At 60.3% G+C, this 12447-nt stretch carries 14 protein-coding genes and 2 tRNA genes; 6 read left to right on the forward strand and 10 right to left on the reverse strand.

The window, feature by feature from the left end; genetic code table 11:
* Positions 1-32: 32 nt before the first annotated feature.
* The 8 genes from P7F60_RS18955 to P7F60_RS18990 form a co-directional block, all read right to left on the reverse strand.
* Positions 33-242 carry a cold-shock protein gene (locus P7F60_RS18955; protein WP_277919251.1) on the reverse strand — a complete coding sequence of 70 codons (210 nt, stop codon included), beginning with the start codon at positions 240-242 and terminating at the stop codon, positions 33-35.
* Between the two features lie 322 nt (positions 243-564).
* Positions 565-641: transfer RNA gene (locus P7F60_RS18960), tRNA-Arg, on the reverse strand.
* Between the two features lie 73 nt (positions 642-714).
* Positions 715-1020: an ETC complex I subunit gene (locus tag P7F60_RS18965; RefSeq protein ID WP_277919492.1), complete on the reverse strand. Its 306-nt coding sequence runs from the start codon at positions 1018-1020 to the stop codon at positions 715-717.
* 238 nt (positions 1021-1258) lie between these two features.
* Positions 1259-1335: transfer RNA gene (locus P7F60_RS18970), tRNA-Pro, on the reverse strand.
* Between the two features lie 127 nt (positions 1336-1462).
* Positions 1463-2236, reverse strand: coding sequence for an amino acid ABC transporter ATP-binding protein (locus P7F60_RS18975; RefSeq protein WP_277919252.1), 774 nt, complete (start codon positions 2234-2236; stop codon positions 1463-1465).
* Positions 2237-2248: 12 nt separating this feature from the next.
* On the reverse strand, positions 2249-3370 hold the full coding sequence (locus tag P7F60_RS18980) for an amino acid ABC transporter permease (protein WP_277919493.1): 1122 nt from the start codon (positions 3368-3370) through the stop codon (positions 2249-2251).
* Between the two features lie 36 nt (positions 3371-3406).
* On the reverse strand, positions 3407-4600 hold the full coding sequence (locus tag P7F60_RS18985; protein ID WP_277919253.1) for an amino acid ABC transporter permease: 1194 nt from the start codon (positions 4598-4600) through the stop codon (positions 3407-3409).
* A gap of 89 nt (positions 4601-4689) precedes the next feature.
* A complete protein-coding gene (locus P7F60_RS18990) occupies positions 4690-5718 on the reverse strand; it encodes an amino acid ABC transporter substrate-binding protein (RefSeq protein ID WP_277919254.1) in 1029 nt (342 codons plus the stop codon).
* Positions 5719-6072: 354 nt separating this feature from the next.
* Between P7F60_RS18990 and P7F60_RS18995 the strand changes: the two genes are divergently transcribed.
* Positions 6073-7263 (forward strand): cystathionine beta-lyase, encoded by a 1191-nt coding sequence (locus tag P7F60_RS18995; protein ID WP_277919255.1) that lies wholly within the window; start codon positions 6073-6075, stop codon positions 7261-7263.
* Between the two features lie 60 nt (positions 7264-7323).
* On the opposite strand, the gene P7F60_RS19000 is transcribed toward P7F60_RS18995, so the two are convergent.
* Both P7F60_RS19000 and P7F60_RS19005 read right to left on the reverse strand, forming a co-directional pair.
* Complete coding sequence (locus tag P7F60_RS19000) at positions 7324-8481, reverse strand: FAD-dependent monooxygenase (protein WP_277919256.1); 1158 nt, start codon at positions 8479-8481, stop codon at positions 7324-7326.
* A gap of 13 nt (positions 8482-8494) precedes the next feature.
* A complete protein-coding gene (locus P7F60_RS19005) occupies positions 8495-8743 on the reverse strand; it encodes a zinc-finger domain-containing protein (protein WP_277919257.1) in 249 nt (82 codons plus the stop codon).
* A 168-nt stretch (positions 8744-8911) separates the two neighbouring features.
* On the opposite strand from P7F60_RS19005, the gene P7F60_RS19010 reads away from it, so the two are divergent.
* From P7F60_RS19010 to clpS, 5 genes are all read left to right on the forward strand, one after another.
* Positions 8912-9697: an alpha/beta hydrolase gene (locus P7F60_RS19010; RefSeq protein WP_277919258.1), complete on the forward strand. Its 786-nt coding sequence runs from the start codon at positions 8912-8914 to the stop codon at positions 9695-9697.
* 209 nt (positions 9698-9906) lie between these two features.
* Entirely contained in the window at positions 9907-10731 is an 825-nt protein-coding gene (gene cysE / locus P7F60_RS19015; protein ID WP_277919259.1) for a serine O-acetyltransferase, read from the forward strand.
* 168 nt (positions 10732-10899) lie between these two features.
* Positions 10900-11103, forward strand: coding sequence for a DUF3126 family protein (locus tag P7F60_RS19020; protein WP_277919260.1), 204 nt, complete (start codon positions 10900-10902; stop codon positions 11101-11103).
* Between the two features lie 372 nt (positions 11104-11475).
* The gene (locus P7F60_RS19025; RefSeq protein ID WP_277919261.1) at positions 11476-11823 is read left to right on the forward strand and encodes a phasin family protein; all 348 of its coding nucleotides are present in this window, start codon (positions 11476-11478) and stop codon (positions 11821-11823) included.
* 264 nt (positions 11824-12087) lie between these two features.
* Positions 12088-12441 (forward strand): ATP-dependent Clp protease adapter ClpS, encoded by a 354-nt coding sequence (gene clpS / locus P7F60_RS19030; RefSeq protein WP_277919262.1) that lies wholly within the window; start codon positions 12088-12090, stop codon positions 12439-12441.
* The last annotated feature ends 6 nt before the right edge of the window (positions 12442-12447 follow it).

Here is a 12447-nt window from a genome sequence, read left to right on the forward strand (position 1 = left end):
TGCGACTGCCTGTAGGCTGCGTCAGGCAGTGATCAGGCGGCGCTGAGATTGCCGGCCGAACTCTTGCCCGAGCGACGATCCTGAATGATTTCGTAGGAAACCTTCTGGCCGTCCGTCAGCGACGACATGCCCGAACGCTCGACAGCGGAGATGTGAACGAAGACGTCCTGGCCGCCGTTATCCGGCTGGATGAAGCCATAACCCTTGGTGCTGTTGAACCACTTGACGGTACCTGTGTTCATAACGATTTCCTTTCAATCGTTGAGGGGAGCCGGGCAGAGCCGGCGACAATATCGACGATGAAGGAGTTCTGACAGGCCGCATCGGCTTAGGCAAAGGTCGCTAACATAGTTCGATAGAGCACCCATATAGCGCGACAACTCCGACGAAACAATGGTGCAATCCGGCCGATTTTATGCTGCAGCCGAATTCGGCCGCGCAACCTAGTCGAACACCCAAAGGGCGTTGCTCGGCCGATAAGCGATTCCTGATTCAAAAAATGGGACGATTCGGGCGACGGTTGCGAGGCCCGGCCAAAAAAATGCGTTGAAGACGAAAAGGCGGTGGCGACCCCTGCAGGATTCGAACCTGCGACAACCTGCTTAGAAGGCAGGTGCTCTATCCAGCTGAGCTAAGGGGCCGTGGCGACCCCCCGGAAACCATGAGGGATCGAAGTTCAGGTTGCGGAAGGCGTTCCATCCGCAACCTCGGCTGTCAGTGCGTCCAGGGCTGTGTGCGGTTGAAGCGGAAATTGTCCGAATAGGAAACCGCCTTGCGCGTCGCTTCCTTGGGCTGGATCACCCGGTAGTCGATGCCGTTGCGCTGGGCATAGGCTTCGGCTTCTTCCTGAGATTCGAAGGTCAGCTTCAGTTGCTGCTTCATATCCCCCGAAGACGTATACCCCATGATCGGATCGATCTTGCGCGGCTGCTCCTGATCGAATTCCAGCACCCAGAGGTGCGTCTTGGCCTTTCCGGATTGCATCGCGGTTTTGGCAGGGCGATAGATCCTTGCGGACATCTCAGTCATGGCTCCGTTGATCGACAATGGTCTGCGGTCGAGTGACGTCGACCCGAAATGCCCGGTTTCCTTGCCATCGCAATCGAAAACTCAGGCATACGAGTCTTCAATTTCAATAGCCATCTCGGTACATCTTATCAATCCGAATTCGCCAGCACCGCGAAAAACTAGCCGACGTCGTTGACTGACACACGACAGAGAGCGCGCAGACGAAAAACAATAAATGGGAAGAGGATGATGGTCGGAGTGGAGAGATTCGAACTCCCGACCCTCTGGTCCCAAACCAGATGCGCTACCAGACTGCGCTACACTCCGTATCCTGTGGCGCGGGATACACGCTTCCGGCGCGGACCGCAACTGCAAAATCGAGGTTCGGCCCGGTTGTCCCCGTTGCATGGCGGATGCTGCCGGGTAGGCGGGTAGCCTCTCCGGCAGCAAAGATTCAATGCAGGATCTGGCTGAGGAACAGCTTGGTGCGCTCATGCTGCGGATTGTCGAAGAACTCGTGCGGCGAATTCTGCTCGACGATCTGGCCCTGGTCCATGAAGATGACGCGGTTGGCGACCTGGCGGGCAAAGCCCATTTCGTGGGTCACGCAGAGCATGGTCATGCCTTCTTCGGCGAGCGACACCATGGTGTCGAGCACTTCCTTGACCATTTCGGGGTCGAGCGCCGAGGTCGGCTCGTCGAACAGCATGATCTTCGGCTTCATGCACAGCGAGCGGGCAATGGCCACGCGCTGCTGCTGGCCGCCGGAGAGCTGGCCAGGATATTTATGGGCCTGCTCGGGGATCTTGACGCGCTTGAGGTAGTGCATCGCCACTTCCTCGGCCTCCTTCTTCGGCATCTTGCGCACCCAGATCGGCGCCAGGGTGCAGTTTTCGAGGATGGTCAGGTGCGGGAAAAGGTTGAAATGCTGGAACACCATGCCGACTTCGCGGCGCACCTCGTCGATCTTCTTGAGGTCGTTGGTCAGCTCAATGCCGTCGACGACGATCTTGCCCGACTGGTGCTCTTCGAGGCGGTTGATGCAGCGGATCATCGTCGACTTGCCGGACCCGGAGGGGCCGGCGATGACGATGCGCTCGCCTTTCATGACCTTGAGGTCGATGTCGCGCAGCACGTGGAAATCGCCGTACCACTTGTTCATCTTGGCGATTTCGACCGCGACGTCGGTGGCCGACACGGTCATTTTCTTCAGTTCGGCTTCAGCCATTGTTGAACCCCTTTATCGTTTGTGTCCGGTATCCAGATGCCGCTCCATGAAGCCGGAATATCTGGACATGCCGAAGCAGAAAAGCCAGAAGACAGTGCCGGCGAAGACAAGCCCCGTCAAGGAGGTCACCGGCGATACCCAGGTCGGATCGCTGAAACTTTTCTTCACGATGCCCAGCAGATCGTACATCGAAATGATCGACACCAGCGACGTATCCTTGAACATGCCGATGAAGGTGTTGACGATGCCGGGGATGACGAGCTTGATCGCCTGCGGCATGACGACCAGGCGCATTTTCTGCCAATAGCTGAGCCCGAGCGAGTCGGCGCCTTCATACTGGCCCTTCGGAACGGCTTGCAGGCCGCCGCGAATGACTTCCGCCATATAGGCCGACGCGAAGATCGACACCCCGACCAAGGCGCGCAGCAGCTTGTCGATCGTCCAGCCGGCCGGCAGGAACAGCGGCAGCATGACGCTGGCCATGAACAGGACGGTGATCAGCGGTACGCCGCGGATCAGTTCGATGAAGGCGACGCACAGCATCTTGATGACCGGCATCTTCGAGCGTCGCCCGAGCGCCAGCAGGATGCCGAAGGGCAGGGATACGGCGATGCCGACGAAGGAAATGATCAGCGTCACCATCAGCCCGCCCCACATGGCGGTCTCGACAAAGGGCAGTCCGAAGACACCGCCGAGCAGCAGGATGGCCGCGATGATCGGGAAGACGACGAACAGTGCCAGCGCATTCCAGCCCTTGTGTGGAACCTTGGGAATCAGCAAAGGCGCCAACAGTATGACGAACAGCGCCGCCACCAGCGATGGCCGCCAGCGTTGGTCCATGGGGTAAGTGCCGTACATGAATTGCTGGAAATAATCGCCGACATAGGCCCAGCAGGCGCCGCTCCAGCCATCCGGCTGCGTGCCGCCCTGCGCCACCGTGGCGCAGACGGAGCGGTCTGCGCCGCTCCAGGTGGCGTTGACGAACAGCCACTCGAAGATGGGCGGCAGAAGCGCGATCAGGAAAAGCAGCGCTAGAATCGTCAGCACCGAATCGAAGATCGAGCCGAACAGGTTGTGCCGCAGCCAGCCGATGACGCCGCTTTCCTGGCGGGGAGCCTGTTCCGGCTCCAGCATGTCAGTGCGGATAAAGGGTGTAACCATTGCCATGGATCAGCGCTCCACCAGGGCCATTTTGGCGTTGAACCAGTTCATGAACAGCGAGGTCAGCAGGCTCACCGTCACGTAGAACACCATCCAGATGGCGACGATCTCGATCGAATGGCCGGTCTGGTTGAGGATGGTGCCGCCGACGGCGACCAGATCGGCGTATCCGATGGCGACGGCGAGCGAGGAGTTCTTGATGAGGTTCAGATACTGGCTGGTCAGTGGCGGAATGATGATACGCAACGCCTGCGGAATGACGATCAACCGCATCGCCAGCCCCGGCCGCACGCCGAGCGCATTGGCGGCCTCCGACTGGCCCTTCGGCACGCCGCGAATGCCGGCGCGGACGATTTCGGCGATGAAGGCGGCGGTATAGAGCGACAGCGCCAAAAGCAGCGAGACGAATTCCGGGCCGATATTGCTGCCGCCGGTGAGGTTGAACTTGCCGGCGGTCGGCACGTCGAAGGTCAACGGCATGCCCTGGATGAAATAGACCACCAGCGGAAGGCCGACGATCAGCGCCAGCACAACGGGTAGCACCGGTGCGCGCTTGCCGGTCGCCATCTGCCGTGCACTGACCCAGCGCGCATGCATGATCGACAGCACGATACCGACGACAAAGGCGATGGCGACGAAATCGAAGCCCTCGCCGAAGATCGGTTTCGGAAAATAGACGCCGCGATTGTTGATGAAGATATCCAGCGGCAGGGCGATCGAGGCGCGCACCTGCGGCAGGATGTTGATGACCGTCACATACCAGAAGAAGATGACCAGCAGTGGCGGGATGTTGCGGAACAGCTCGACATAGACCGTGCATAGACGCGCGATCAGCCAGTTGGACGACAGGCGCCCGATACCGATCACGAGGCCGACGGCGGTTGCCAGCGCGATGCCGACGACGGCCACGAGGAGGGTATTGATAAAGCCGACTTCCAGCGCTCTGAGATAGGTATGGTCGCTGGAATATTCGATGAGCGACTGGCCGAGGTCGAAACCGGCGCGTCCCTGCAGAAAGCCGAATCCCGACGAGATGTTGGCGCGACGCAGATTGTCGGCCGTATTGGTCACGATGACGAAAACGATGCCCACAAGGGCAAGAACGGTCACGATCTGATAGAACAATCCGCGTATTCTCGGATCGTATAGGGGCGATACCGCCGGCGCTCGCGAATCCGCGAGCTTGTCCTGCATCATAGCCATATATTTTCCCCTGCTGCGCCCTTGGTTCGGGCCTTTTGTTTTTTGTCAGCGACGGGAGGCGGCGAACCGCCTCCCGGATAATGAGGGAATCAGCGAATCGGCGGTGCGTATTGCAGGCCGCCCTTCGTCCACAGGGCGTTGAGGCCACGGGCGATCTTCAGCTTGCTGCCTTCACCGACGTTGCGGTCGAAGGATTCACCGTAATTGCCGACCTGCTTGATGATATTGTAGGCCCAGGCACTGTCGACGCCCAGATCCTTGCCGATGGTTGAACCTTCCTCGGTGCCGAGGAAACGCTTGATGTCCGGGTTGGTGGAGGACTTCATCTCGTCGACATTGGCCTGGGTGATGCCGAATTCCTCGGCGGCGACCATGGCGTAATGGGCCCAGCTCACGATATCGAACCACTGGTCGTCGCCCTGGCGGACGGCCGGTCCGAGCGGCTCCTTGGAGATGATTTCCGGCAGGATGATGTGGTCGTCCGGCTTGGACAGCGTCAGTCGGATGGCATACAGGCCCGACTGGTCGGTGGTGTAGACGTCGCACTTGCCGGCGTCATAAGCTTGGTCCACCTCGTCCTGCTTTTCGAAGACGGTCAGCTTGTATTCCATCTTGTTGGCCTTGAAGTAGTCGGCCAGGTTGAGTTCGGTGGTGGTGCCGCTCTGCACGCAGACAGTGGCGCCCGACAATTCCAGCGCCGATTTCACGCCAAGCTCCTTGCGGGCCATGAAGCCCTGGCCGTCATAATAGTTGACGGTGCGGAAGTTGAAGCCGAGCTGCGTGTCGCGGCTGATCGTCCAGGTGGTGTTGCGCGACAGAAGATCGATTTCGCCGGACTGAAGCGCCGGGAAGCGATCCTTGGCCGAAAGCGGCGTATATTTCACCTTGGTCGCATCGCCGAAAACGGCAGCGGCGACGGCTTTGCAGTAATCGATGTCGAGGCCGGACCAGTTGCCGCTGCTGTCCTGAGAGGCAAAACCGAGCAGGCCGGCGCCGTTGACGCCGCATTGAATGAATCCCTTGGCCTTGACGTCGTCGAGTTTGCCCGCAAAAGCAGCCGGAGCGCCAACTCCAAGGACGGCTGCGCCGATCATCGCCGACAGAAGCTTCTTCTTCATTTTTCCCAACCTTTTTCTGTTGTTATTTGACTGCGCGCGGCGCTGCGCCAGAGGCGACCCCGCGCGACCTCGCCGACCTCCCGGTTGCGAGTGACGCTATCACAGTCGCAAAAGTGTGCAGGGTCAAGGGCGGCGACGTAAATTGACCTTCGAAAAGACATTTTTAACGGAACCTGCCAAGTTTGTGTCCTGCCTGCCTTTTCTTCGGGCGATGCCCTGCCTAGATCTCGCGCCTTTCGATGGAATAGCCAGCGGAGTTCGCAAAACGGACAGCGGCAAGAAGGGGTTGACCAGGCGGGGGCCGGGGCTCAAAGATGGCGGCGCAAGGCCCACACCAACAAGCAGATTTTATTGATGAACGATCATGACAGCGCCAAGCAGGACGCGGGAATCAATACGCGCCTGTCTCATATCGGCCCCAATCCGCGCGATTTCCACGGTTTCGTGAACCCGCCGGTGGTCCATGCCTCCACCGTGCTTTTCCCCGATGCCCGCACGATGGAAAACCGCGCCCAGAAATACACCTACGGCACGCGGGGCACGCCGACCACGGATGCGCTCTGCGAAGCGATCGACGAACTGGAAGGTTCTGCCGGAACGATCCTCGTGCCCTCGGGCCTTGCGGCGGTCACCGTTCCCTTTCTTGGCTTCCTGTCGGCTGGAGATCATGCGCTGGTCGTCGATTCGGTCTATTTTCCGACGCGGCATTTCTGCGACACGATGCTGGCGCGCCTCGGCGTCACCGTCGATTATTACGATCCGGAAATCGGCGCCGGTATCGAGGCGCTGATGCGGCCGAACACGAAGCTGGTTCACACAGAGGCGCCGGGTTCCAACACCTTTGAAATGCAGGATATCGGCGCCATCTGCGCGGTCGCTCACCGGCATGGCGCCGTCGTCAGCATGGATAATACCTGGGCGACACCGATCTATTTCAAACCGCTGGATTTCGGCGTCGACATTTCCATACACGCCGCAACGAAATATCCGTCTGGCCATTCGGATGTGCTGTTCGGCACGGTCTCTGCCAATGCCGCCCATTGGGAGCGGCTGCATGACACGCAGATCACGCTCGGCACCTGCGCCTCGCCGGATGATTCCTACCAGATCCTGCGTGGGCTGCGCACCATGGGCATCCGTCTGGAGCGCCATCAGCACAGCGCGTTGGAACTGGCCGCTTGGCTGGAAGGCCGCGACGATGTCGCCGCCGTGCTGCATCCGGGCCTGCCGAGTTTTCCGGGCCATGCCATCTGGAAGCGGGATTTCAAGGGCGCCAGCGGCATCTTTTCCATCGTGCTGGAAGGCGGCGCGCCGGATCGGCACAAGGCGAAGGCGCATGCCTTCCTCGATGCGCTGCGCTATTTCGGCCTCGGCTATTCCTGGGGCGGCTTCGAAAGTCTCGCCGTGCATGTCGGTCTTGGCGACCGCCGCATCCGTAAGGCGCCGGCGGAGGGACCGGTGCTGCGTCTGCAGATCGGCCTCGAAGATATCAAGGATCTAAAGGCGGATCTGGAGCGGGCATTGTCTGCCGCAGCGGCCGTCTGACGCATTTCCAGGAGAGTGGGAGGCGGTTTCCCGTCCGGGAAATGCGACGATACAGACGTGTCACCACTCGGCACGATACTCGTAGATCCAGTCGAGATCCGCCGCCACCTCGTGCGGCGGACGCAGCTTGAGGACGAGGTTGCGGCCAAGCGCCAGCGGGCCGCGCACATGATAGACGAAGCGGTTGAACGCGCCGCGCTTGCCGATTTTCTTGACGCGCGGCTTGCGTTTGGTGGCGAAGGCGCGGATGGCGTCGGCCGGCGCCTGCATGGCCAGTGCCAGCGCCAGTTCATAGGCGTCCTCGATCGCCATCGCCGCCCCTTGCGCCGCAAACGGGGTCACGGCATGGGCGGCGTCGCCGATCAGGATCGTGTCGCGGCTGTTGCTCCAAGCGCCCTCGGGCATTTCATAGAGCGGCCACAGGCGAGGCTGCTCGATTCCGTCGATCATCGCACGGATGCGCGGATGCCAAGCGCGAAACGCATGGCTGAGTTCGGTGCGGTTCACGACGCCATGATCCCAGCCCTTGCCGGGATCGCGGCCATGGGCGATGGCCACCAGATTGACATGGCCGCTGTCCTTCAACGGATAGGCGACCAGATGCGAGGCGGGGCCTAGAAACGCCGTGACTTTATCCCGTTCGATGAAGTCAGGCGCTTCCTCCTGTGGCAACAGCATCCGCCAGGCGATGTTTCCGGAAAAGCGGGCAGGTTCCGCCCCGGCGATCCGCTGCCGGACAACTGACCAGACGCCATCGGCGCCGATGACCACATCCGGGGCGCGGCCGCAGATCGCCTCGAACGCTTCCATTGAGGGCGAGTCGATCCGCTGTCCGGTAACGAGCCGGCAGAGCTGCTGCGCCGAGACGGCGGCCAGAAGCGTCTTTTGCAGGGTCGCGCGATGCAGCACGCCATAGGGAGCCTGCCAGCGCTCGCGGGCAAAGCTGCCGAGCGGAACCTCGGCAATCGAGGAAAGGCGGGTGCCGGAGCGCAGGCGGATACTCTCGGGCTCTAGCCAGACAGACTGCAACGCGCGCAGCACGCCAAGGCGTTCGAGAATCCGGGTGGCGTTCGGCGAGAGTTGCAGGCCCGCGCCGACCTCTGTCAGTTCCGCGGCTTGCTCGATGACGGTCGAAGCGATGCCGCGCTGCGCGAGGGCAAGCGCCACGGTGAGACCCGCGACACCCGCGCCGATGATGGCGACATGCTCGATCGACATGGCTCTTCGCGGATCAGGCTGCCTTGAACTGGAAAATGCAGCCGGCCGGAACCGTTTCCGTGGCCTTCAGAGAGGGGGTGTAGCGATACAGCGTTGAGCAATAGGAACAGACCTTTTCGACCTCGTCGCCCATGTCGATGAAGATATGCGGATGGTCGAAGGGAATGGATGCGCCCGTGCACATGAATTCCTTGACGCCCACTTCGATTGCGCGATAGCCGCCGTCATTCTGGAAGTGAGGAATTGCGTGTCCGCCCGCCATGATCAAGTCTCCAATGCAGTCGTTCGATTTGCGGCGGACCTTATCCGCCTTCGCGGCAAATGTGTAGCCGCATCTTGTCACTGGCGGGTGAGATTTGTGGGCGAGGCGGGGTTCACCGCCGCGGGGCGATCCCTTATGGTCGCGGCGCCGAAAAACAACGAGAGATCCATGAATATCGACCCGCCGCCGTTTTCGAGTTTCGTCCATGACGGGCTGAGCCTGTCCTTCTTCGACGCGGGCGATCCCGTCGGGCCGCCGGTGCTGCTCATCCACGGCTTCGCCTCCAGTGCCAGCGTCAACTGGGTCTATCCCGGCTGGCTGAAGACGCTGGGCGACGCCGGTTACCGGGTGATCGCCCTCGACAATCGTGGCCATGGCGGGAGTGACAAGCCGCATGACCCAGCCGCCTATCACGTACCGTTGATGGCCGGGGACGCGGCCGCGCTGCTCGATCATCTCGGCCTGCCGGATGCGCATGTCATGGGCTATTCGATGGGCGCGCGCATCTCCGCTTTCCTCGCGCTCGGCCATCCGCACCGGATCCGCTCGCTGGTATTCGGCGGCCTTGGCATCGGCATGGTCGACGGAGTGGGCGATTGGGATCCGATCGCCGACGCGCTGATGGCGCCCTCCATCGACAGCGTCGCCCATGACCGCGGCCGCATGTTCCGCGCCTTTGCCGACCAGACGAAGAGCGACCGGCTGGCGCTCGCCGCATGCATCCGCACCTCGCGCGACCTGATCACGCCGGAGGAAATCGCCCGCATCGACGTCCCCACCCTGATCGGCGTCGGCACGAAGGACGACATCGCCGGTTCGCCGCAAGAACTGGCGGCGCTGATGCGCGATGCCCGGGCGCTCGATATCCCCAATCGCGACCATATGCTGGCGGTCGGCGACCGGGTCTTCAAGAAGGCGGTGCTGGACTTCTATGCCGGATTGGAAGCAGCCTGAGGTGTTTCATGCTCGTAAACATCCGGTCCACGCCAAATTTGCGCGGCATCTGGCCTTGTGCGGGAAATGCCGTATATAATAAAGCCATTCCGGCACGCTGAGGCGGTCGATCGCCGGATTTGCGTGAAAACAAATGTAGGAGCAGGGAAGGTGACGGAAGTCTCACCGGAAACGCTTCGATGCCCCGACGGGAAACGAGGAGACCGATAATGGTCGCAGTCACCGATGCTCGCAAGAACGAGCAGGTCCAGCCCATGGATCCGATCTGGGACAGCCTGCGCTACGAGGCGCGCGCTGCCGCGGAAGAGGATCCGATCCTGGCCGCCTTCTTCCACGCCAGCGTGCTGAACCATCGCACGCTGGAAGACTGCGTCATCTATCGCATCTGTGACCGCCTCGGAAACGGCGAGGTGCAGGCGAGCCTGCTGCGCCGGGCCTTCCAGGACATGCTGGCCGACTGGCCGGAATGGGGCAATATCCTGCGCGTCGACATCCAGGCCGTTTACGATCGCGATCCTGCCTGCCTGCGCTTCATCGAGCCGGTGCTCTATTTCAAGGGTTTCCACGCCATCCAGACGCATCGCCTGGCGCACTGGCTACTCGGCCATGGCCGCCGCGATTTCGCGCTTTATCTGCAGAGCCGCTCGTCCAGCGTCTTCCAGACCGACATCAACCCGGCGGCGCGTATCGGCAAGGGCATCTTCCTCGATCACGCCACCGGTCTCGTCGTCGGCGAGACCGCCGTCATCGGTGATAACGTCTCGATCCTGCACGGCGTGACGCTCGGCGGCACCGGTAAGGAAGGCGCGGACCGCCACCCGAAGATCATGAACGGCGTGCTGATCGGCGCCGGCGCGAAAATCCTCGGCAACATCGAGATCGGCCATTGCTCACGCATCGCAGCCGGCTCGGTGGTGCTGAAGCCGGTTCCCCCGAAGAAGACGGTTGCCGGCGTGCCAGCCAGGATTGTCGGCGAAGCCGGCTGCTCCGAGCCGTCGCGCATCATGGACCAGATGCTCGCGACGCTCGATTGAACGAAAGACACCTGCATGACGGGGCGGCATGACCTGAGTTTGCCGCCCGTCAATCCCTTTCCCGCCGGACGCAAAAACGCTGCACAGCCTTGTGCAGCCTGTTTTGGGACTTTACACCTCAGGCTTTCCCATGCAGAACCGGCGCCGAACATCATATGGAGATGAAGCGTGAAGCCAGACGAACTGAAGAAGCTTGATGCCTATTTCAAGCGGACGCTCAACCCCGCCATCGTTGTGAAGGCGCGTCCGCGCAAGAACGATTCCGCCGAAGTCTATGTCGGCGACGAGTTCCTGGGCGTCATCTTCCGCGACGACGAAGACGGCGAGCTGTCCTATAATTTCTCCATGGCGATCCTCAGCGAAGATCTCTGATCGGCGCGAAAGAGGCATCGAAAGATCGTTGGAAGGCCGGTGCAGAACTTGCGCCGGCCTTTTTGCATTGCGGTGAAATCTTCCGCCTAGGTTGAATATCCTCACAAATCGGGTTGCGTCGAAGGATTTTTGAAAATGCCCTCCGCAGATACTAAATCAATGGTTTTACGAGGAGTTTCGCAGAAATTCTGAAGAAAATGAAAAATTTTGACGGATTTTTGGTTGTGATTGCCGTTAAGATCGCAGCTTTTCGCGCCAGCTGACTATTGTGGCGGTGCAATCTATGAGTTTCTTGCACTGCACAATTTTTCTTGACTTGCCTTTCCGGAACGCCATACTGCGCCCATCCAACCATAGGAAAAGGACGGTCAGATGTTCAACTTCGATGACGCCAGCAAGAAGGGCAAGGAGACGGTTGATACGATGCTGAAAGGTTATTCCGAGTTCACCAAGGGCTTCCAGGCGATCGCCGCCGAATCGGCCGAATATACCAAGAAGTCTTTCCAGGACGCCGTGTCCCACGCTGAAGCGCTCGCCGGCGTCAAAAGCGTCGAGTCGGCATTCGAACTGCAGTCGACCTACGTCAAGACTGCCTATGAATCCTTCGTGGCCGAAGCGACCAAGATCAACGAAATGTATGCTGATCTCGCCAAGTCGGTCTACAAGCCCTATGAATTCTCTCCGGTTCGCCCGTCGACGGCGCTGACGCCGGCTGCCTGATACAGGCTGCGCCATAAGGCTTTCGAACATTGAAAAGCCGGCTGCCGCGAACGCGGCGGCCGGCTTTTTGCGTCGCGGGGCCGAAAGCCTTGCACCGGTTTGGCATGGCATACCGAAAAATTACTGCGGGGGCGAAGACGAAACCCGTTGCAGTGTTCGACAGGGGGCTTAAAATCGGCGATCCGGAACCTAAATTATGGGTTCGGATGTTTAGTTTGCAGATGCCCTCGAATGTGCGGCGCCTTGGATTGGGAATGAACACAGATGATCGCCAGGCCGATCCGGATGCAGGACGATACGGGAAACGGTGGCGGAAACGCCAATCGCGGAACCTCCGTGATTACGCGGACGAAACCGAAGACAAAAAAACCGAGCCTGTATCGCGTCTTGCTTCTGAATGACGACTACACACCTATGGAGTTCGTCATTCATATCCTGGAGCGATTCTTCCAGAAGGATCTGGAGGCTGCGACCCGCATCATGTTGCACGTCCACAATCATGGGGTGGGCGAATGTGGTGTGTTTACATATGAAGTGGCTGAGACGAAGGTGAGCCAGGTCATGGACTTCGCCAAACAGCATCAGCATCCGCTGCAATGTGTTATGGAAAAAAAGTGAGGATCT

It is taken from the genome of Rhizobium sp. YJ-22 (assembly GCF_029601685.1).
Lineage (GTDB): Bacteria > Pseudomonadota > Alphaproteobacteria > Rhizobiales > Rhizobiaceae > Metarhizobium.